17 protein-coding genes are annotated in these 21,663 nt (G+C 36.7%); 14 read left to right on the top strand and 3 right to left on the bottom strand.

The window, feature by feature from the left end; genetic code table 11:
• Window positions 1-46 precede the first annotated feature (46 nt).
• The 3 genes from IC221_RS01575 (at window position 47) to IC221_RS01565 (ending at window position 4,593) form a co-directional block, all read left to right on the top strand.
• The gene (locus IC221_RS01575; RefSeq protein WP_188167297.1) at window positions 47-3,301 is read left to right on the top strand and encodes a PAS domain-containing protein; all 3,255 of its coding nucleotides are present in this window, start codon (window positions 47-49) and stop codon (window positions 3,299-3,301) included.
• A gap of 100 nt (window positions 3,302-3,401) precedes the next feature.
• Window positions 3,402-3,872: a peptidylprolyl isomerase gene (locus IC221_RS01570; protein ID WP_044207744.1), complete on the top strand. Its 471-nt coding sequence runs from the start codon at window positions 3,402-3,404 to the stop codon at window positions 3,870-3,872.
• Between the two features lie 88 nt (window positions 3,873-3,960).
• The gene (locus IC221_RS01565) at window positions 3,961-4,593 is read left to right on the top strand and encodes an HAD family hydrolase (protein WP_188167296.1); all 633 of its coding nucleotides are present in this window, start codon (window positions 3,961-3,963) and stop codon (window positions 4,591-4,593) included.
• A gap of 2 nt (window positions 4,594-4,595) precedes the next feature.
• Here IC221_RS01565 and IC221_RS01560 read toward each other — a convergent pair whose 3' ends face one another.
• Both IC221_RS01560 and IC221_RS01555 read right to left on the bottom strand, forming a co-directional pair.
• Window positions 4,596-5,594 carry an AraC family transcriptional regulator gene (locus tag IC221_RS01560; RefSeq protein WP_188167295.1) on the bottom strand — a complete coding sequence of 333 codons (999 nt, stop codon included), beginning with the start codon at window positions 5,592-5,594 and terminating at the stop codon, window positions 4,596-4,598.
• 99 nt (window positions 5,595-5,693) lie between these two features.
• A complete protein-coding gene (locus IC221_RS01555) occupies window positions 5,694-7,265 on the bottom strand; it encodes an arylsulfatase (RefSeq protein ID WP_223241261.1) in 1,572 nt (523 codons plus the stop codon).
• Window positions 7,266-7,556: 291 nt separating this feature from the next.
• Between IC221_RS01555 and IC221_RS01550 the strand changes: the two genes are divergently transcribed.
• Complete coding sequence (locus tag IC221_RS01550) at window positions 7,557-8,291, top strand: HAD family phosphatase (RefSeq protein WP_188167294.1); 735 nt, start codon at window positions 7,557-7,559, stop codon at window positions 8,289-8,291.
• Between the two features lie 76 nt (window positions 8,292-8,367).
• On the opposite strand, the gene IC221_RS01545 is transcribed toward IC221_RS01550, so the two are convergent.
• Window positions 8,368-8,922 carry a Pathogenesis-related transcriptional factor and ERF protein gene (locus IC221_RS01545; RefSeq protein ID WP_188167293.1) on the bottom strand — a complete coding sequence of 185 codons (555 nt, stop codon included), beginning with the start codon at window positions 8,920-8,922 and terminating at the stop codon, window positions 8,368-8,370.
• 207 nt (window positions 8,923-9,129) lie between these two features.
• On the opposite strand from IC221_RS01545, the gene IC221_RS01540 reads away from it, so the two are divergent.
• From IC221_RS01540 to IC221_RS01495, 10 genes are all read left to right on the top strand, one after another.
• Entirely contained in the window at window positions 9,130-11,184 is a 2,055-nt protein-coding gene (locus IC221_RS01540) for a sigma-54 dependent transcriptional regulator (protein ID WP_188167292.1), read from the top strand.
• Between the two features lie 427 nt (window positions 11,185-11,611).
• On the top strand, window positions 11,612-12,775 hold the full coding sequence (locus IC221_RS01535) for an arginase family protein (protein ID WP_188167291.1): 1,164 nt from the start codon (window positions 11,612-11,614) through the stop codon (window positions 12,773-12,775).
• A 41-nt stretch (window positions 12,776-12,816) separates the two neighbouring features.
• Window positions 12,817-13,587 carry an SDR family NAD(P)-dependent oxidoreductase gene (locus tag IC221_RS01530; RefSeq protein ID WP_188167290.1) on the top strand — a complete coding sequence of 257 codons (771 nt, stop codon included), beginning with the start codon at window positions 12,817-12,819 and terminating at the stop codon, window positions 13,585-13,587.
• Between the two features lie 119 nt (window positions 13,588-13,706).
• Window positions 13,707-14,846 (top strand): Ldh family oxidoreductase, encoded by a 1,140-nt coding sequence (locus tag IC221_RS01525; RefSeq protein WP_188167289.1) that lies wholly within the window; start codon window positions 13,707-13,709, stop codon window positions 14,844-14,846.
• Between the two features lie 105 nt (window positions 14,847-14,951).
• Window positions 14,952-15,752: an SDR family NAD(P)-dependent oxidoreductase gene (locus IC221_RS01520; RefSeq protein WP_188167288.1), complete on the top strand. Its 801-nt coding sequence runs from the start codon at window positions 14,952-14,954 to the stop codon at window positions 15,750-15,752.
• Window positions 15,753-15,927: 175 nt separating this feature from the next.
• Window positions 15,928-16,536: a hypothetical protein gene (locus IC221_RS01515; protein WP_188167287.1), complete on the top strand. Its 609-nt coding sequence runs from the start codon at window positions 15,928-15,930 to the stop codon at window positions 16,534-16,536.
• A 1-nt stretch (window position 16,537) separates the two neighbouring features.
• A complete protein-coding gene (locus tag IC221_RS01510; RefSeq protein WP_188167286.1) occupies window positions 16,538-17,173 on the top strand; it encodes a TMEM175 family protein in 636 nt (211 codons plus the stop codon).
• A 9-nt stretch (window positions 17,174-17,182) separates the two neighbouring features.
• Window positions 17,183-17,926 (top strand): hypothetical protein, encoded by a 744-nt coding sequence (locus tag IC221_RS01505; RefSeq protein ID WP_188167285.1) that lies wholly within the window; start codon window positions 17,183-17,185, stop codon window positions 17,924-17,926.
• A gap of 34 nt (window positions 17,927-17,960) precedes the next feature.
• Window positions 17,961-19,346 carry an alanine racemase gene (locus IC221_RS01500; RefSeq protein ID WP_188167284.1) on the top strand — a complete coding sequence of 462 codons (1,386 nt, stop codon included), beginning with the start codon at window positions 17,961-17,963 and terminating at the stop codon, window positions 19,344-19,346.
• Between the two features lie 192 nt (window positions 19,347-19,538).
• The gene (locus IC221_RS01495) at window positions 19,539-21,656 is read left to right on the top strand and encodes a CehA/McbA family metallohydrolase (protein WP_188167283.1); all 2,118 of its coding nucleotides are present in this window, start codon (window positions 19,539-19,541) and stop codon (window positions 21,654-21,656) included.
• Window positions 21,657-21,663 lie beyond the last annotated feature (7 nt).

The raw sequence follows: 21,663 nt of genomic DNA, 5'->3' as shown, positions 1-21,663 counted from the left end.
TTTGCTTTGATCTCTACACTGACTTGGCAGAAAAATAAACTTCTCGATGCAGAAAAGAATAGATACAGATAATTTAGGACGTCAATTTTCGCGTTACTTTAGTTTCAAAACTATACAAGGAAGAAATGTTTTATTAACTACTTCCTACTTATTTATCTTAATAACATTTACTGTCCTTGTTGTTTATCAAAACAACTTGGTGAGTGATGTCGGTGATAGGGTAATACAAACAAGAAACCCTATCACTGTCATGACTGCTAGAATTAATGCGGGCTTAGACCGTGTTTCTGCTGCTCAACGAGGCTATTTCATTACCAAAGATGATTCTTATAAAGATGAGAGAAACTCTTTATGGGATACAGATATTCTTCCGGCTTTAGAAAAACTGGAAGAACTAGGAAAACAGCTAACTTCACAAGATCGTAGATCAATTGATGCCCTTGGTATCTTACTGAAAGAATACAAACACGGTCAAGATGACTTAGAGCTGTATTTCGAACAACACATTACAGACTTTGCGGCTATTCAAGAAGACGTAGAGACGTATGATTCTCTCACATTGCGTTTGAAGTTAGAGAGCTTCAAAAAGAAATCAGAAGTTGACGAGTACATTGTGGATTATCTATTGACCACAATCTCACCTTTAAAAGCTGAAATCAGAGATTATTTAGGTCCTTTATCACAACAGCAACGTAAAGCCATGTTGGATGATGTAAAGAGGATCAATGAAGATATTGCATCGGCCAATTCATCGATTGCTTTCGTTACTTTTTTCTTCTCTATTCTTGCCATTGGTTCGTCCCTTCTTGTAATACGAACTTTGAATACCTCCTTACAACGACCAGTTAATCAATTGGACCGATTGTCGGTGGGTGATCTCGGCCAAGATATTGATGAGACCAGTGATGAGATGAATGATATTATTTTGTCAAGTAATAAACTGAGGGACAATTTAGGTAGAGCCAGTCGATTTGCATTAAGTATTGGTGAAGGTCACTTTGAAGCTAAATTCAAACCCGCCAGTGATTACGATATCTTAGGGAATGCATTGGTGCAAATGAGAAACAAGCTAAAAGATGTAGCCTACCAGGATGAAAAAAGAAACTGGATTACTAAAGGTATGGCTCATTTTGGGGAGATTTTAAGAACAAATCAAGACTTAAAAGAGCTATCAAATGCTATTATTAGTGAGTTGGTATCTTATTTAAATGCCAATCAAGGTGAACTCTACTTCTTGGATGAAACTGAAGATCAAAAGAAATTCTTAAACCTTGAAGCCACTTATGCTTTTGAAAGAAAAAGAATCATCGACAAGAAAATCCATATTGATGGACGTTTTGGTGAAGGTCTTTTAGGGCAAGCTTACCTTTTAGGTGAAACAATTTATTTAAATGATGTTCCTGAAGGTTATACCGAAATTACTTCAGGTTTAGGAGACGCGACACCTCGTGCAGTATTGATTGTACCTTTAAAAATCAATGATGAGGTAGAAGGGGCTTTAGAAATAGCAAGTTTCAGAGAAATAGAATCTTTCGAAATTGAGTTCGTAGAAAGAGTAGCTGAAAGTATTGCTTCAACGCTTAGAACGGCTAAAAATAATCAACGTACTAAAGAATTATTATTGTCTTCTCAACAACAAAGAGATCACCTGAGAAGTCAGGAAGAAGAGATGCGTCAAAACTATGAAGAGCTTCAAGCGACGCAAGAGGAGATGGAAAGAAGACAAAATGAATTGGAAGGACTTCGAACAAGTCTTGAAAATCAAGTAAAAGATAGAACAGAACAGTTAGCCAAAACGCTTGAACGTTTTGACTTAGCTTTCAAAGGAACTTCAGAAGGTATTTGGGATGCTGTACTTACAAATGGAGTCTTAGATGATAATACAAATTTCTGGTGGTCACATCGTTTTGAAGAGTTGTTGGAATACGAGGAAGGAGAATTACAAAACGATTTTGAAGCATTTGTAGCCAATATTCATCCTGAGGATAGAGATAAAGCAATTAAATTATTTAATGGTTTGATTGCAGATCACTTGGGTATTGCTCCAAATTCAATTGAGGTTCGACTAAGATTGAAATCAGGTACATTCAAATGGTTCTATGTGTCTGGAGCTGTAAAACATGATGAAAATGGTGTCGCACAACGATTTGCAGGTGCTATTAACGATATTTCAAGTACTATTGACTTAAAGATATCTCAGGAACAACTGAATAACCGAGAAGCGAACTTGAAAGCTTTCTTGGATAGTACAAGTGATTTTGTAATTGCCATCGACCAGAAAATGGTAGTCACATTGGCGAACAATGCCATCAAAGAAGAGTTGAAGGCTAGAGGGGAAGAAATCATTGAAGGTGAAACAGTGATGTTGGATCTTGTGAGACCTGAAAATAGAAACCGTTATAAAGAAAATTGTAAGAAAGCACTAGATGGTCATTCTTTCTCAGATGAAATGACTTTCCAGTTTGGCGTTCGTAAGAGAACCATGGACTCTCGCTACTACCCAATTCAAGGGGAAGACGGAGCAATAATCGGTGCTACAATTATGTTCCATGATATTACGGAAAGAAAGAAAAGAGAAGCTGATCTTGAGGAGTCAAGAAGACAATTAAAAGCCATTTTTGATACTTATGAAGCAGAGGTTTACATGAAAGACCTAGACGGAAAGTACATCATGGTGGATCAAACACTCACTAAGCGCTTAAACCTGGGGTACGATATCATTGGAAAAACAGATGTAGAAATCTTTGGAGAAGAAGAAGGTAGCATGATCTGGGAGTTAGACCAAGGAATTGCGGAACAAGAAACGGAAGTTTCTTATGTAGAGGAAAGAGAAGATGGTACAAAATACAAATATGTCAAATTCCCGATGGTGAATTCTTCTGGTAAAATATACGCCATGTGTAGTATTGCTTCTCAGTTAGAGTTTGAGGATTTCGGTGAAGACCAAAGCATTGATAAAGTACCGGTCTCAATTGCTTATAGATCTGTAGAAAATGTTACAGATATTAAGAAGACGACGGGTGTTTGGCAAAGCTACTTTGGAGGAGTTTCTGATTTAACTTCATTTGTAAGAGAAACTGATCAAGAGAAATATAAATTGGCAATGGGTAATATTCAAGAGGCCGTGAAGAACGGTAAATCTTATTATGAAACCTATACGCTTTCTTTGAGAGATGGAAGAAGAGTACTTATCCTAGAAAAAGGAAATTCAGTATACACAGATCTTGACGGTCAAGATGTGGTTGTTTCCGCTCTGATAAATATTACTCCATTAAGACCTAATCATCAAAAAACAGTTTAGATTGAAGGTAATCATTATGTTTGAGGATAATGTTATTATTGAATGCATGAAATTATTACATTTGCAAATCGATTAATTTATCATTCAAAAAAATATTGAGATGAAAGCAATCATTAAAACTGAAAAAGGAGATATGACAGTAGAGTTCTACCAAGAAGATGCTCCAAATACGGTAGCAAACTTTGTAGACTTAGCGTTGCATAACTACTATGATGGATTAACTTTCCACAGAGTAATTCCTAATTTTGTAATTCAAGGTGGTTGTCCTGACGGTACAGGTGCAGGTGGTCCTGGATATAGAATTGCATGTGAGTTAGACGGTGATAACCAATACCACGATCGTGGCGTTTTATCAATGGCTCACGCAGGTAGAAACACTGGTGGATCTCAATTCTTTATTTGCCATAGCCGTGCACAAACTTCTCACTTAGACCGTAACCACACTTGTTTCGGTAAAGTAGTTGAAGGTGTTGAAGTTGTAGACGATATCCGTGCAAACGATAAAATCCTTGCTATTGAGATTATCAAGGAAGAAGGTGATGCTGAATTACCAGAAGTAAAAAAATTATAATCTCTAGTTTTTAGAGAAAATAAGGAGACTGTTTCATCAAGTTTTGAAACAGTCTCTTTTTATATCAATACAAACAAACTATTAAACCGTGAAATATAAAGCGATAATTTTTGATTGTGATGGCGTATTAGTCGACTCAGAGTCGATCACGATGAATGTTTTTATTGAGCTATTTAGTGCCTATGGTGCAAAAATGAGCTATGATCATGCGATTAAAACCCTTACAGGAAAAGCTTTTGATCAGATCTTAGAGTACGTGGAAGAAGAGTATCAGATTACTTTAGATGATGATTTTGAAAAACAATTCCGCCAGAAAACTTTTGAAGCCTTCTCAAATGATATTCAACCTATTGAGGGAATCAAAGAGGTTGTTTCCAATTTAAAGATACCTTTTGCCGTAGCTTCTAATGGTCCTATGAGTAAAATGGAGTTGAATTTAAAAACGACAGGTTTGTATCCTTATTTTGAAGGAAACATGTTTAGTGCTTATGATCTTCAAGCTTGGAAGCCAGATCCAAAAGTCTTTGTCACGGCAGCGGAACATTTAGGTATGAAACCCTCAGAATGTGTAGTGATTGAAGATAGTATGTCAGGAGTTGTAGCAGCCCAAAATGGAGGTTTTGATGTAATGGTTTATGTGGGACATCAAGACGAAGAGAAGTTCACTTCAAAAGGCATTAAGGTGTTTCATGATATGAAAGAAATTCTTGATGTAGTATAAGGTTAAAGCAAATTACCTTGGTACCTTTTCGCTACTTCTTTAGGTGTCATATTATATTTTTTCTTGAAGTAGAAAGAGAATTTTGAACTTGATTTGAAACCGCAGGCTCTTGATATATTTTGGATGTTATTTGATTCCGTAGCAAGCAAAATTTTGGCTTTTTCAAGTCGATAGTTCAAATGAAATTTGATAACAGAAGTACCAAAAACCTGCTGGAAATCTCTTCTTAATTTGGAGATAGAATAACCATACAATTCTGCTAATTCGTCTAATGAAGGAACATAATCCAATGAGGATAAAATAAAGTCTTTCACTTTCATCAATTGTTCAAAATCTTCAGAATGTAGGTTTTTAGAAGTAATCTTATGCTTTCTAGATAATATTCGATCATAGAAAATACTGAGCATTTCACTCGCTTTACCAACCAATAATGAATTTTGAACGATGAGTGGTTTTGACTCCTTTATATTGAAGATATCTTTTAGCAGAATATGAATTTCTAATGGTATGGTATCATAAATAAGCCACTCTTGTCCTTTTTCATTAGAAAATATATCCCCGAAAAATTCTTTGAATAAGTGTTCTTCATTATCAATGATATCTTTTTTTATTCGTACACCAACCCATTGATAATGTAACCCTTTTTTTATATTTATTTCTGTACTCACTGAAGTGTCATATACAATCATTCCCCCAGAAGGAGAGATGTTTGGTAGCTCTGATATTTTGCTCTTCACAATATCTTCAGTGTATGCAAACCGAAAACAAATATATCTTTGATTATCCACATCTCCTTGAAATTGAATATTTACATCTTCGGAGAAAACATAAGAATTGACAGAGACTTCTATTCCTTCATGCAGTTGGAAGTACTTAATCTTAACTTTGAGGGCTTCATTATTATTCGTGTATTTCTGTTTGTGGTATACACCTCCAACGCGTTCTTGAAGTTGAGTAATCAACCCTTTCATTGAACCTTCTTTGAAATTGAATACTTTCATATGATTAAGATAAAAAGAAACCTCTAGTTAAAAAACTAGAGGTAAAAAGAAGAGGGCATACCGAACACCCTCTTGTTGTTTTAGTTTTTAGCTATTAAACTATTTCTGAGATTTTAATCTATCCTCGTTCCATTTATTGTACTGATCCATCACTTTGTCGATAGTGAAGCTGTCAATAGATTGGATTTGAGGGTATTTATATAATGATTGGATAAACTGTCCTGCAGTGTAACCACCTTTGTATAAGAAGAATGTTCTTTTCGATAACCAGTGCCAGTACGAGTTCGAATCTGTATCAGCACGCTCGTATGGATCTCTTCTGATATTGAATACTTTTGGAGCTCTCAACTCTACAAATGGCTCTAACCATAACGCTAAAGTCTTCGCTCTTTGCTCCATAAAAACTACTTTCCAGTCACCCATTCTGAGTGCAGTGATATCACCATCATCAGAAGTATAGATAAAAGTATCTCTTGGTGATTCTTCTACTTCTCCTTTGAAGTATGGAAGCATGTTGTAACCATCGATCGTAGTTTGAACGTCTCTTCCCATATAAGAAATACCTGATTCAATCTCTTCTTTGATGTTTTCAACACCTGCTGCTGATAATAAAGTAGGTAACCAGTCTTGGTGAGAAACAATACCGTTCAATACTTTTCCTTCAGGAATAGTACCTTTCCACATTACGTGACAAGGAATTCTATAACCACCTTCCCAGTTCGTGTTTTTCTCAGATCTGTATGGAGTTACAGCACCGTCAGGCCATTCGTTGTAGTGAGGACCGTTGTCAGTAGAGTACATGATGATAGTGTTTTCCATCATACCTAGTTTCTCTAATTTCTCTAAAATCTTACCGATGTTTCTATCGTGATCTACCATTGCATCAGCATAGAAAGTATCACCTTCCATTCCAGAAATACCTTTGATGTCTTCCGCAGGGTAAGTAGGGTAGTGCATACCTACCGTGTTGTACCATAAGAAAAATGGCTTGTCGTCTTCAGCTTTTTCGTCTAACCACTCTAAAGTTCTGTCAGTGATTTCACGGTCTACAGTTTCCATTCTTTTCTTTGTCAATGGACCCGTATCAGATACTCTACCATCAGCATAAGAGTGGATGACACCTCTTGGAGCAAATTTTTCTTTGAACCACTCCTCTTTAGGGTAGTCCTCATGCTCTGGCTCCTCTTCAGCGTTCAAGTGGTATAAGTTACCAAAGAACTCATCGAAACCGTGGTTTGTAGGTAATTGATCGTCTCTGTCACCAAAGTGGTTTTTACCAAATTGTGCAGTAGCATAACCTTCTCTTTTCAATAACCAAGCAATAGATGGGTGCTCGTTTTTGAATCCTGCAGGTGCACCAGGCATACCTACTTTAGATAAACCAGAACGGATTGGGCTTTGACCTGTCATAAATGCAGATCTACCAGCCGTACAAGATTGCTCACCGTAGTAGTCAGTAAATGCAATACCTTCTTCAGCGATTCTGTCGATGTTAGGAGTCATATACCCCATTTGTCCTCTGTTCCAGAAAGACAAGTTGAATTGTCCGATATCGTCTCCCCAAAGAATGACAATGTTAGGTTTCTTTGGCGACTTTTTACTTGGCTTATCACCCGCCATTGCAGGAAGAATAGTGATAAACGCAAGGATAGATAATAATACTTTTTTCATCTCCGTATCTAAAAATGAATTAATTTAAATCACGTATGTACAAATAATACTCTTAGATAAACGGTATAGAAAGATTGTAAGAATGTACTTATATGTTCATCAAATAAGCCAATTTGTTCTATTAGAAGAGGTGGATTGATGGATGTGAATTTGCAATGAGAAATTATAAACAATTCATGTAATGGAAGTATATAAAAATTGATTTCACTAAATTTTAATACAAAACGAAACTTTGTTTGATGTCCAACGTTTATAATTTATAAACTATTATTTACCCATTAAATTGATATGATGAAAAAATATAAATTTTTCCTTGTTGCAGTTATTTCATTACTTGTATCTAGTATGGTTAATGCACAAGATTTAGTGAGTTGGAATGAGCCAATGAGGAGCGAAATGATTAAAATGATCAAAAAGGCACCTAAAAAGGGAAGGATTGCTACATTTGATATGGATGGAACGATGATTACAGAATCTCCAACCTATGAAATAGCACTTTTCACTAAAAAATATTCAGATGCAGAAATCAAATCTAAAGACGATTTGGTGAAGGCATTAGTTGCTTTAACAAAAGATGAAAATTACAAACAATATGTGGATGAGTACTTTTCTGATCATCAAGCGAGAGTATATAAACCAATGCTGGAATTAGTAGAGTATTTAAAGGCTAACGACTTTAAAGTTATTTTATGTACAGCATCTGAAGAGTACTTTGCACAAGTTGCAGCAAAGACAAGTCTTCCGATGTTCGATGATGTAATTGGGACAAAAATGTCTGTTAGGGTCAATGAACATGAGGGGAAAGTTCAAAACTTAAAAGAAGCAGGGTATCAGCCTATGTTTGCTTTTGGAAACTCGGCAGGAGATTATGAAATGATGGAATATGCTACGCATCAATCATTTTTAGTTATTCATGATCATAAAGAATCTGGAGAATACGATAAACCTGAACAATACATTTCTGAGTGTAAAGAGAAAGGATTTGGTACGTTAAGTATCAACGATTGGACTACGATTTTCCAATAAGAGCACACCAAAGACATACAATACAAGGCCTAAAGTGATTTTCACTCTAGGCCTTTGTTATATATAACTTACATCATCACTTATTTTTATTGGAGGCCGCATGTACTCTATTCAAACCTTTAGTTTCTCCAAAGTGCTTTTCCGAATATTTATTATAAGCATCAGCGGCTTCTTTTGCCGTCTTATAAACACCTAAGTCATGTCGTTGTCCACCTGAATATAATACGGCACGAAAAGAATTTTTACTCACTTGCACCACACCTCTATAACCTGTTTTATTTCTATGTTTTTGATGTCTTCTCAAGTCGGCCATCGTCACCCATTCTAGATTTTCTTCCCTACAGTCTAGCGTATCTCCATTCTTATTCCTTACAAAAAGTCTTTTTTCAGAATCTGGTTTTTCAACAAAAGCTTCAGCAACGAGTTTATGCAGATAGATTGTAATATTTTGATACTGTCCATTTTTTGTAGGATAATTTTTCTGAAAGAAAACATAACCACTGACATGCTTTCTAAGGTTTTCAAGAAATCCAATTTTTTTATAATATTCATTACTCTCTATAAACTCAAACGTTTGAATAGAAATTAATGCGTTTTCGTCCGTATTTTTTAGTTTGATCTTACATAACATGGTATAAAGAATTAAGTCAACGATGGTCTTAAATTATTTAATCGAACGAATGATTAATAAAAATAGTTGTGTTTTATGTTATACTGTTCACTATTGTTAAGTGACTATTACCTTAACAATGTGCATGATATGTGAGTGACAAATATATTTTATTCCAATAAATTCTTATTTTTAATAAAGCAATTAACTATATCTCGAAATTTTAAAATGGGAATACTCTCTACTTTGAACCTGATTCTTGCAGGGGTTTTTATCGCACTATCAATTTTATACATCCTGAACTACCTTTTAACGAAGCAAAAGAAAATTCAACTCACGTATAGCGGTATATGTATACTTTCAAGTTTGTTTGTGTTATCTACTACTTTTATGCATATGGAAAGTGATGTAGAAAGATATAGACAACTTCTTGCATTGGTTGTTTTTACCTATTTAATGCTGATGGAGTCTATTTTTTTAGTCCTTTATTTTTACAATAAGCGAAGAGGAAAAGTACCGTTTTATGGTATTACGATCATCACTTTAGTCATCACTTTGGTGCTGTTTGTAGAGAATACAAGTTTTATGTTTGATGGTCAATTTCAAATCATTGAATTCTTTTTGCTAGGGCATCAGAAGTATTACATATTGAAGGGGACCTCTTCTGAAATTTACGATTTATCCGTTCTCGTGTTTTATGGAAGTAGTGTGATTTATTTTATTTGGATGATTTCCATTTCGAATTTCAATAAGAGTAATTTAAAGTTTCAAATTCATATTGCTGTGCTGTTTCTGTTCCTCGTCAGTAATATTTATGATGTTTTGATTGATGTTGGCATCATTGCGGTTTCAGTTTATACATCAGAATATGCGATTATCTTTTCAATATTACTTTTTAACATTGACCTCATTTCAGACCTATATATAGGGACAAAAAATAAAGAAGAGTTGTATCACGTATCCCAAAATTTTAATAGACTAATCAAAGAAGTAAAATTATACGTGATAGGCTTTGATGTGCATCAGGAAATCAATTTTCAAAATAATTATTCAGAGGATGTTTTTGGGAGTCAGCTCTTAGGTAATGACATTCAAACGATTCTTGAGGAATACCCAGAAGGAGATGGAGGAGATTTAATGGTTTATAAAAGTAAATGTCGCCCTTTTAAATATTTAAAGTGCTCCACAATAACATTAGATATAAATGGAAATCTTCAGACCTACTTATTAGGTTATGATATCACGGAGAGAAGGCGAGAACAAAAGAAACTGCAGGAGACTTTAATAGAACTGCATCAATTGACAGAGGAATTGGAGCAAGAGAATACGATTCTAAAAGTAGAGTCTCAAAAGAACAAACCGAATGAATTGTTTGTCGGAAGTTTTGCTTCGAGTATTGAACAGGAAGTATCACGGATCGCAAATTATAAAAGTACAGTTCTAATTGAGGGGGCTAAAGGAACAGGAAAGAATTATGTGGCGGATATGATTATTGAGAAAAGTAATAGATCAGGTAAACCCAGCATCGTTTATAATTGTCATTCTTCAATTAAATCTATTTTCCAATCCCGTTATTATGAAAGTAAGTCCGGAGCCGAATATTCCAACAAAAGTATATTAGACGTGGCTAACCATGGAACATTGACTTTGTCTAACATTGAGAATATGTCAGTCAAAGACCAAGAGTATTTACTAGACCTCTTAAAGGAAAAAGAAAATGCACGCCTCCAATATAACATTAGATTTATCATCACCACAACAACAGATTTATTACAGTTAGTCAGAAAGAAGGAGTTCAATATGGAGCTGTATCAATATTTAAGTATTTATACCATTCACCTACCTCAGTTGAAAAATCGTTTGGCTGATATTCCTTACCTCACCAATTTCTTTGTGGATCAATTTTGTAGAAGTAATAATATAGAACCCCTTTCCATTTCTATGGCATGTATTAAAAAATTACAATCTTATGATTGGCCAGAAAACATCAAGGAATTGAGGTATATACTCCAAAAAGCAGTTTTGGCATCAACAGGAAAAACACTTCGTCTTAAGGGGTTTGAAGAATATATGAATAAGAAAACAAAGCATGAAAGTACTTATTTGAATCTTTATGATCATGAAAGGAAGTACATCATTGAGATTTTAAATTTATCAAATTGGAAGATCAGTGGTAAAAACAGTGCTTCTGAAATTTTAGGAATAAATGAAGCGACATTAAGATCTAAAATGAAAAAACTCTCTATTACAAAAGACATTAAAATCAGAAGTCAAGTAGAATAAAATACAGTCAGTCTTATTTCTTTTAGTGAAATATCACGAAAATTAAACACTTTTTTTTGAATGTAAATAATTTTAAATATTTGCTTTTCAGTTGTTTATGAATTTTAGTTTGAAGAAATGAGCTTTTTTTTGAGATCATGATAATTAGTTTTTAGTATTGTAAAACCCAATAGAGACAATTACATTTCTCATAAAACCTTATTTTAATAACCCAATACCTATCAATTCGATGTTGTTCACAAAATTCTTGTACCTTACCCTGAAACTTTATGCTCCCTAGTACCGTTAAGTAATTTGCAGGCGCCGAAAAGGCATCTGTTTTTTAACTACTCAATTATAATTCGAACGATTGAATAAATATAGGTTTAACTACAAAACCTACACTACTTTAAAATAAAGTTATTACTAAGATAAATTTAAGATTACTATGAAAAAGGAAATCAAAAAGTATCCACCAATTCCTCAAGAAAGATTAGAAAAGTACCAAGACCTTTGGAAAAATTCTACAAGTAGAGACGAGGTTCATCCAGATGTTAGAGCTCACTTAGAAAGAGTAAAAACAATGGGTGGTGGCCAAGGAATTGAATTCTTGAGTAATATCAACAAAGACTACTTGGGTGCTTTTATGGCTCCATTCTCAAGAGATCTAGAAGATGCTGATATTGCTGTGATTGGTATGCCTTTTGAAAAGTCGGCACCAATGAACTCTTCTCATAAGTACGGTCCTAAGGCATTAAGAGAGCTTTCTAAAAACTTTATGGGTACTACTGAACCATGGATCAACGGTGAGTTTGATATCCCTTTTGACTTTGCTAACATTATTGACTACGGTACCATTGATACGTATGGTCAGTTTGACTTAGCAGGTGAAATGGAACATGCTATTGAGCATTATAGAAAAATTGTTTGTGACAATCATATCGTTCCATTTATGTGGGGTGGTGACCATACCGTTACAGTAGCACCTTTATTAACGTTAGGTGAAACTTACGGACCACTTTCAGTGATTCACTTTGATGCTCATTATGACTTAGTCACTGAAGCGGATTTCCCTTATCCATATCACTCAGGTAATATGTTTACACAAAACTTTGCGAAAGGAAATGTAGACCCTGAAAGAATGATTCAAATTGGTATCCGTGGAAGAATGACAGGACTTGTAGGTGGTCATGCGAAAAACTTCGGTACAAACGTATACTTTGCTGATGAAGCAAGAGTAATGTCGCCAAGAGAAATGGCAGATAAAATTATTGAAGTGGTAGGCGATGGGCCCACATATATTTCTCTCGATTTAGATTGTTTAGATCCAGTGTACAATTCTGCGTCATCGGCAGTGGAGCCATTTGGTTTGGATGCCAATTGGGTATATGATGTGTTGAAATTAGTACGTATGTCAGGTAAAGTGAATTTGGTGGGAGCAGATGTAGTGGAATACGCTCCTCAAAATGACCCTGCCAAAACATTCGGTTACATAGCGGCAGGCTTAAGCTGGAAAATCCTTTGTTGGTTAGCAGCTGATGTGAAACGTAGAAATGGAGGTGAAAACCACCCTACGAACTGGCCACAAGCTTTTGGTAACGTGACACTGTAATTTTATCTGTTAGATCTAAAATATTAACCCTAAAAAATATCATGGCAAATTTCTTTTCATTAGAAGGCCAAGTTGCGATCGTGACTGGTGGTACTTCAGGTATCGGTTTAAAAACAGCAGAACGTTTTATTGCAGCAGGTGCAAAAGTGGTGATTTCAGGTCGTAAAGACGGTACTGAAATCGCTGAGAAAATTGGAGCAACATTCGTTCAATGTGACGTGTCGAGTGCTGAATCTGTGGAAGCAATGGTCAATAAAACAGTAGAAGTCTACGGTAAAATTGATATCCTTGTTAACAATGCCGGAGCCAATTTCGGGTATGATACCATGATGGAAACGGATATTGAAAACTTTGATAAGAATTTCGCTATCAACACAAAAGGTGTAGTACACGGTATCAAATTCGGAGTACCTCAAATGAATGATGGTGGTAGAATTGTCAATGTAGCTTCCGCTGCAGCAGTACAAGGTGTCGCTTATTTAGCACCTTATGTTGCTTCGAAATGGGCTGTTGTAGGTATCACAAAAACGGCTGCAGTAGAGTTGGGAAGTAGAGGAATCAGAGCCAATGTAATCGCTCCTACTTCTGTCAATACTCCAATGGCCAACACGCCTGAAGGACAACCTCAATTAAGAATGGAACATAAAGCTGTTCCTCTAGGAAGAATTGCTGAACCTGAAGAAGTGGCTTCATTGATTCACTTCCTTTCAGCAAAAGACTGTGACTTTGTTAACGGTCAAGTGATCGGTGTTGACGGTGGTTTTACTGCCGGTATGAGTATTGACGCTTACAACACTTTAGCTTCAGAATAAGCGATCTCATTAAACATATATAAAGGCTGTCGTAATATCTCAAAGTAAACCTTATACATTGGTTTTGCGACAGCTTCACATCCTAAAAATATTTTCTGACAATTTTAAAAAACACTACGATGGGAGCACAAGGAAAAACAAAATCGACCAACGCAGATTTCTTACGTTATGCTTTAAAAAGAACTTGGATGGCAGCAGGAGCATCAGAAGAACATGGAGATGCCGTTGCAGATGCTTTAATGTTAGGTATTCGTCAAGGGAAATTAAATCAAGGTTTGGGTGTGTATGAGGCAATTGATATCATGCACCAATCAGGATTATTAGATATTAAAGCAGAACCGGAAGTAGTAGCAGAAGGCGATACTTGGGCATCAATTGACGGTAAGCGTTCGTCGGGTTACTGGACGTTGACGAAGATGGCGAATATGGCTATCGAAAAAGCGAAAAAACATGGTATTGCCATTGTTTTTGGTCATAATCATAATGACGCTGGATCGTTTGGAGCCTACACTTGGATGGCATCAAAGGCAGGTTGTGTGGCATTAACTTCTAACAACTCTGTACCGATGTGTTCACCGTTAGGTGGTATGTCAAATACCATTTCAGTACCACCATTTGATGGTATTGGTCCGGCAGGTGAGAAACCACCAGTATGGATGTCTACAAAATTATGTGAGTGGTATGACGCCGATACAGCACAAGCAGTTCTTCAAGGTACCAAGTTAAAAGGTGACTATGTGATAGATCCAGAAACAGGAGAGCTTTCAAACGATTTAGCGCCTTATGCAGAGCCAATTGAAGGATATGGCCGTGTGTACAATCAGTCAGCTTTCCAACAGCTTTCCAATCCAAGAGTATACATGTTGAACTTATTCAACGAATTACTTTCAGGAATTATCAATCCAGGTGGTATTATCACTCCAGAGGTGCCATCATTAGGAGATATTGTTGACAAAAAGGCAGATGGAACTTCAGTAGGTGGTTCTTACTTTATCTGTATTGACCCTTCAGTATTTGGTCCATTGGGTGAAGTTTTAGCGAAATCTGATCGTTTTGCTCAAGCTATCGAGGATTCACCAGCTCGTCCGGGACAAAGAAAACCAGGTATGCCAGGTGCAAGAGGCTATGAGTCAATCATTAAAAACGAGGAAATCGTGGAGGTATTGGATTCTCACTGGGAGCCATTCTTTAAAACTCAGGCAGGAAGATACGGTCTTTCTGAAGAAAGTTTAAGACAAGAGTGGGAAGCTCAAAAGTAATATATTAAAGGTTATAACTACAGAAACTATCTTCTTTTTGGTAATGGGACGTTGCATAATAGACGTCCCACTTATCCAAGCTTTCTGTAGATAAAAATATTGAAAATGAAACTTCTTGAAAACAAAGTAGCCCTAGTGACAGGTGCTACAAAAACAAAAGGTTTAGGAAAAGCCATTGCGGATAAATTAGCAGAATTAGGAGCTAAAGTAGTATTGACAGGACGTAACAGTTCCAAAGAAGGAATGGAAGCCAATGTTGATGCAATCAAGTGTAATGGTGGAGAAGCTATGGGCGTTTTAGTTGATGTTTCAGATGCTGCTCAAGTAGACGCTGCCATTCAACAAGTATTAGATGCTTACGGTACTTTGGATATCGTAGTGAACAATGCAGGAGTTGGCTTTGGATCTGCTTTACTAGATGAGAATACAGATAAAGATTGGGACGCCAATTATGCAGTAAATGTCAAAGGTGCATTGGCTGTTTGTAAAGGAGCGATTCCAGCGATGGAAAAATCAGGTGGTGGAGCAATCGTAAACGTAGCCTCTACAGCTGGTATTGCGGCAGGTATGGGAATGCCTTACCCTTATGTAGCTACAAAACATGCATTAGTAGGAGCAACGAAAGTGTTGGCCATTGAGCAAGCATCAAAAGGTATTCGTGCCAATGTAGTGGCTCCAGGGGCCATCAACACCGATATGTTACAAGAGGCTTACAAGGCAATTGCGGAAGCAGAGGGATGTTCTGTAGAAGAAGCAGCGGCAAAAGAGAATGCAGGAATTCCGTTGGGACGTCCGGCTGAACCAAGTGAAATTGCAGAGGCAATTGTTTACCTGGCTTCTCCAGCAGCAAGTTATATTACAGGTGTTGTACTTCCGGTGCACGGTGGTATGGCTCCAGGATTATAAAATTCTCACTATAAGTCCATATCTAAATATGGGCTTATAGTCTCTCCCGATTGAATCAAAGTTTACCATGAAAAAAGTAGCATTAATAACTGATTTAATATAAGGTATTAGTTCTACTGCAGGTTTTTTCACCGATAGGAAAAGAATAGATTGGTAAAATTTAAAGATTACTGTTATGTGTAATACAAATGAAAAGCCGATACTGAAATTTGATACTCCTGCCTACAATTATGAGGAATTGGAGCAACAACTCAACGATTACGAAGCCAACCCAGAAGGATACAAACATGATGGACCGTCCATTATTTCCATCCGACAAGGAATAAGGGCAGGAAGAGCAGGGAGTATTGCTGTAGGGGGATGTCTTTTACATCATGATGAAGTAATTGCAGAGAATATGTCTAAAGCTAATGCACCTTATCATCGATTAGATTTACCCGCAGAGATGGTGCTTTTGAATGAGTTGGAAGATAGACTTTGTGATGATAAGACACCGAGAATGAGAGAATACACCTTATTCACCTCTCAAGAACCTTGTCCAATGTGTTTGTCGAGAATCTGTTTCAGTCAGGTAGGTAAAACGTATTATGTGTATAGAGATACAGGTAGCATTGAAGCGGGGGCTCAAACCAATTTCGAACGCTTACCAGAGGGATTTCAACTTTTAGGTTCTAGACTCATTGTAGAGGAGGCGGACTGTTCTCCAAAGTTAAAAGAAATAGCTCGCCAAGTATGGTTGAATTCTATTGATCATTGCGTGGATGAATGGTTAGAACGATATTAATATGAGATCACCAAAACTAAGAGATTATTCCTACTTTCTAGATTATATAAAACACTTAGGCATGCTGTTGTTTGCCATCAGCATGACCACACCAATATTGGGGTTAGTTGTTTTTGATGTAGAAACAGAAATTGTGGAAGGAGATAAAGTAATTGATGCTCAATTGATATGGGATAAGCCTTTTCTGCCTTATGTGGCAGGGTTTGTAATTTTGATGATTCATTGGTTCAAGTTTGTAGAGGTACATCATTCGATGAAGAACATTAACCTTAATCAAATATTGATCACTTTCGGTTTCTTCTTCTTACTATGTCTTTACCCTTACTTCGAAATGAATATTGAATTTACCTCAGATCAACCTGACTCAAGGGCCATTTTCAGTGGTGTATGGGGGCTATTAGGCATATTTTCCTATTGGAAATTACAACACGCCAAAAAGAATGGTATGCTGAAAGAAGAGTTATCAGAAGAAAGAATCAAGGTGTTGTCTAATGAAATTCTAGCCGATCCTGTTGTAGCCTTAATTTGTGTTGGTTTATCCTACATCTCCTTTACGGTTTGGTTGATAGGCATGATTGCATTAGTACCCATTGTCAATTATGTCTTAGCAAGAGTAAGTATTAGAGCTGGATTTTAATTAAGAATTATGAAACAATTTATCTTCTATTTTTTACTGCTGTTTTTACCTCATTTCATTTTCGCTCAAGAGGAAATTGATGCTTCAAAACCGACCAACTTTTATACCCAATTGTATAATCATTTGGAATATAATTATGCTAAAAATGGTCCTGATACCTATGGATACAGAGCTGAGTTTATGTTGGCCCCTAGTGAAGCACATTTAATTTTGGCAGAGCTTCCATTATTACACAATACCGGTACTGACAAAACTGGAATTGGAGATTTTAGAGCGAGGTATTTTTACTTGCCTTACAAGAACTACGATAAATTTCTAGGAGCCTTTGGACCTTCGGTAGATGTGTTTGCTCCTACAGGAAATTATGATCACGGATTAGGTTCAGGAGCTTGGTTGATACAGCCAGGGGTGACGGTAGGCTTGATGATTGCCGAGTGGATTCAAGCTTTCCCAATTCTCTCCTATCAATATACATCAAGTCCTGTAATAGAAAGACCTGGTTTGTTTCAAGATCCTCAGCATGGCATCTCCTTTCAAGTGATTGCCCCAATTATACTGAGTGATAAAATGTTTTTACAAGTAACGCCCATTTACACCGCAAGTAATTTGGGTATGGAACGAAATGATAGATATATACAGGAGTTTATTGCCCAGTATGCCTTATCAGAGAAACTACAATTAAGTGGATTCTACAGAGGAATCTTCAAAGATGATAATCATACGGCACGACTCGCTTTAGTGGTATTCCTTTAAATAAGAGATTAAAAACTATAAAAAAATAATGATCATGAGTGATATCAAAATGAATCCGTTGTTGAGTGTAAAAGATGGAAATTTATTCATTGAAGACATCAATACCGTTGAAATCGCAAAGAAATTTGGTACTCCATTGTTTGTTGTATCAGAAAACATTTTAGTTCAAAATTATTTAGCATTTCAAAATACTTTTCAAAAGTTCTATCCAGAAGGACGTATTCGTGTGATGGCTGCAGTAAAGGCTAACCCTACCGTAGCGGTGCGACGAGTTTTGACAAAAGCAGGTTGTGGTTGTGATACTTTTGGAGCGGGTGAATTAGAAACAGCGATCAGAGGTGGAGTACCTTACGAAGATATTGCTGTAAACGGCTCAATCAAATCAGATGACATTATCCGTAAAGCCATTGATTTGGGAATTCATATTGTATTGGACAATAAAGATGAGTTAGGTACTTGTCAGAAAATAGCAAAGGAGTTAGGTAAAGAAGCACATGTGATGTTGCGTATCAAGCCTTATATGAAAGATCTTGATGAACCATCTGATTTCTTCCCTGCCCGTTTGATTCGTGAAATGACGCAAACTGTAAAATACGGTATACCCACTTCTGAAGTAAGAGAAATGTTACCTCAGTTTGCAGATTGTCCAAATGTAAAATTAGTGGGTGTTCACACACATGCAGGCCGTCATTCTAAAAAGCCTATTTTCTGGCAATCATTGGTACAATCAGTGGTTGATATGATCAAAGAAATTCATGATGGTGTGGGTAATAACTGGTCACCTTCTATTGTTTCTGTTGGTGGTGGTTTCCCTGCCGAAATGGATAAAGAAACGCGTGTAGCCGTAACGGATTATGATACACCTCATTTAGAAGATTTTGCGAAGGTAATCACAGAAACTTTTAGAACCGGAATGAAAGCGATTGGCCTTTCTTCTGAGGGCGTAATCTTGGAAATTGAGCCAGGTCGCGCAATGTATAATGAAAGTGGTATTCATTTATTTAAAGTGCATAACATGAAGCACGAAACAGCCAATGGAATGGATTATAGATGGGCAGAAACAGATACTTCAGAGACATTTTTAAGTGTTGGAGGATTGAATGTTGTACCTCCATTTGATTTAGTGGCATGTAATAAGGCGGATCAAAAGTATGATATTCCGGTAGATTTAGTAGGAATCACTTGTAATTATGATTGCCTAGCTGAACAGCATAAAATGCCTCAATTGGAAAAAGGAGATACACTTGCATTCTTGAATACAGGGTCGTACATCGAGCCTTACACTTGTAATTTTAATGCCCTTCCTCGTCCGGGTATGGTGATGGTCAAAGGGGATACCGTGGAATGGGTAAAAACGCCTGAAACACAAGAAGAAGTATTTTCAAGACACGTTGTTCCTGAGCGTTTGAAAGATATTTAATGATTTAGTTAAAGCTACAAAAAGTGTAGTGTTGTGGTCCGTGAGGCGCAAAGCATTGCGTCTCTATAAAGGGAATACTTTTAACCGATGTGAATTTTTAGATTGAAAAGGTATCATTTTGTAGAGCCACAATGCCTTGTGGCTCACGAACCACCTTCACTTAAAAACTCTATTTTGATTACTAAGAAGAGAATGAAAAAATTACTACTAAGTTTTTGCTTGCTTTTTACTTTGCCATTGATGTTAACCGCACATCAACCTGACAATGCTTCAGGTACTTTTGAGTTGCATTGGCACACTCATCAGATCAATAAGACCATTGCTACAGGTGTTTTTCAAACCATGGGCTTGAGAGTGGACAATGATCCTTCAAGAGCAGGAGTGAAAGAAAATGGAGGTGAGAAGATCTTGTATGGAATCGCTTTAGGATTTAGTATTTATGATCAGTTTGCTTTTGATATTGATCAAAAAGTGAAGGTGACAGTAGAACTAGATGCTAGTAATCTAACGGAGTTTTTCTATACTTATGATCGAAATGGTGGGGTGGAGTCAGTGCATAGAGTGGAAGTTGCAGCTGGTACCAAAGGATTTCAAAAATTCGAGTTTGTATTAGAACGAGCACGCTTTGCAAACCGGGGTTATGGGCAGACTGATTTTGCACTTGCTTCAGGATTAGATATGTCGAATAAGCTACTTTTTATTCGTGATATTCAATTTGAATTAATTGGAGAGACACCAAAGAGAAACGCCAAAGGAAATTTACAGTTAAACCTATTTGAAAAGAAATCTAAAGAAAGAGTAGCAGCACAAATTGGATTGTATGACGCTTCAGGTAGAATGCCACTTCCAACGGAAAGTGCTATTGAGTTACAATTCTTTGAGACCAAAGTAAGATCTGTAGAGATCAGAGAGGAATTGGATCAGGTGTATTGGCCAAGCGACAATCATTATACGATGTATATCGATGGTTTTTATCAGGCGAATATCCCAGCAGGGAAATATACTTTGATTGTAATGAAAGGGCCTGAATATCCCATACTTCAAAAGGAAATTGAAATCAAGGCAGGGGAAGACAATCCAATAGCTGTTCAGATAGAACATGTTTTGGATATGCCCAAAAAAGGATGGTATTCCGGTGACGTACACAATCACTTCTCAAGAACCAACGCGACCGCCAATCCAAATCAGATCGCACATGCAAGAGCAGCAGATTTGCACATGCATTGGCTGTATGCATTGGGAAATTCGGTCACTACACACTTTGACCAATACGCTTGGGGAAAAGAAGGGCAGTACAAAGAAAAAGATTACTATATCGCTTCAGGACAAGAGGATCCAAGAACAGACTTTTTAGGACATGTTTTAGCAATGGGTCATCATGAATTTGTTCGCTATCCGAATGAATATTTCCATTATGATAAAGTATCAAAAGAGGTACACAAACAAGGAGGTGTATTTGGGGTAGCACATATGGATTTTGCTCAATTTCAACAAAATATTGCCTTAGCAATGCTGGCTCCTGAAAATGAAGTAGACTTTGTAGAGATCTTCCAATATCACTCTCTCAACGTGAACGACTGGTATGCCTTCCTCAATTTGGGATTTAAATTAAGTGCAGCTGCAGGTTCTGATTGGCCTTATATGTCGTTGCCGGGAGCAGTGAGGACGTTTGTGAAAATCGACGGGGAGTTCACACCTGAAGCTTGGAATAAAGCACTCAAAGAAGGAAAATCGTTTGTATCCAATGGACCAATGATTGACTTCAATGTCAATGAAAAAGACATAGGAGCTACACTTCAAGTGAAAAAAGGAGAGACGTTGTCCATTAAAGCAAAAGGTTATATCGTACCCAGCTGGGATTTACTTCAATATGCTAGCATCATTGTGGATGGTGATGTAGTGAAGGATATCAAGCTCGAAAAGGGACAGAAAGAAATAGAGATTGAATTAGAGTTACCGGCAGATAAAAGCTGTTGGATAGCGGTGAAAGTACACGGAGAAAAGTCACACGATATTGTTTTTCAAAGTGATTTTACCAAGAGAATTCAAGCACATACTTCCCCCATTTATATAGAAGTGGATGGACAGCCGACTTGGTCCAAAGAAAAGGCTCCTCAAATTATTGAGATGCTTTTAGAACGATTGGAACAGGTAAAGGAAATGAAGTATGAAAGACATGATAATGAAGCGTGGGAAAGTCCTGACCGAACAGAAGAGATGTTGGATGCTTTCCGCCCTTATTTAAGAACGTGGATTGATCAGACCAAAGAATACTATATCAATAGAAAAAAAGAGATTGTGAGACCATAAATAGACT

The organism is Flammeovirga sp. EKP202 (assembly GCF_014534745.1).
Taxonomy (GTDB): domain Bacteria; phylum Bacteroidota; class Bacteroidia; order Cytophagales; family Flammeovirgaceae; genus Flammeovirga.
Note: the sequence above shows the minus strand (reverse complement) of the source record. Positions and strands in the feature narration are given on the sequence as shown.

Bases quoted from the DNA above. Each gene is read 5' to 3' on its own strand.
- IC221_RS01525 (WP_188167289.1), top strand. From the start codon at position 13,707: ATGGGAGCACAAGGAAAAACAAAATCGACCAACGCAGATTTCTTACGT.
- IC221_RS01515 (WP_188167287.1), top strand. From the start codon at position 15,928: ATGTGTAATACAAATGAAAAGCCGATACTGAAATTTGATACTCCTGCC.
- IC221_RS01570 (WP_044207744.1), top strand. From the start codon at position 3,402: ATGAAAGCAATCATTAAAACTGAAAAAGGAGATATGACAGTAGAGTTC.
- IC221_RS01555 (WP_223241261.1), bottom strand. From the start codon at position 7,265: ATGAAAAAAGTATTATTATCTATCCTTGCGTTTATCACTATTCTTCCT.
- IC221_RS01495 (WP_188167283.1), top strand. From the start codon at position 19,539: ATGAAAAAATTACTACTAAGTTTTTGCTTGCTTTTTACTTTGCCATTG.
- IC221_RS01530 (WP_188167290.1), top strand. From the start codon at position 12,817: ATGGCAAATTTCTTTTCATTAGAAGGCCAAGTTGCGATCGTGACTGGT.
- IC221_RS01510 (WP_188167286.1), top strand. From the start codon at position 16,538: ATGAGATCACCAAAACTAAGAGATTATTCCTACTTTCTAGATTATATA.
- IC221_RS01575 (WP_188167297.1), top strand. From the start codon at position 47: ATGCAGAAAAGAATAGATACAGATAATTTAGGACGTCAATTTTCGCGT.
- IC221_RS01550 (WP_188167294.1), top strand. From the start codon at position 7,557: ATGAAAAAATATAAATTTTTCCTTGTTGCAGTTATTTCATTACTTGTA.
- IC221_RS01505 (WP_188167285.1), top strand. From the start codon at position 17,183: ATGAAACAATTTATCTTCTATTTTTTACTGCTGTTTTTACCTCATTTC.
- IC221_RS01560 (WP_188167295.1), bottom strand. From the start codon at position 5,594: ATGAAAGTATTCAATTTCAAAGAAGGTTCAATGAAAGGGTTGATTACT.
- IC221_RS01535 (WP_188167291.1), top strand. From the start codon at position 11,612: ATGAAAAAGGAAATCAAAAAGTATCCACCAATTCCTCAAGAAAGATTA.
- IC221_RS01520 (WP_188167288.1), top strand. From the start codon at position 14,952: ATGAAACTTCTTGAAAACAAAGTAGCCCTAGTGACAGGTGCTACAAAA.
- IC221_RS01540 (WP_188167292.1), top strand. From the start codon at position 9,130: ATGGGAATACTCTCTACTTTGAACCTGATTCTTGCAGGGGTTTTTATC.
- IC221_RS01545 (WP_188167293.1), bottom strand. From the start codon at position 8,922: ATGTTATGTAAGATCAAACTAAAAAATACGGACGAAAACGCATTAATT.
- IC221_RS01500 (WP_188167284.1), top strand. From the start codon at position 17,961: ATGAGTGATATCAAAATGAATCCGTTGTTGAGTGTAAAAGATGGAAAT.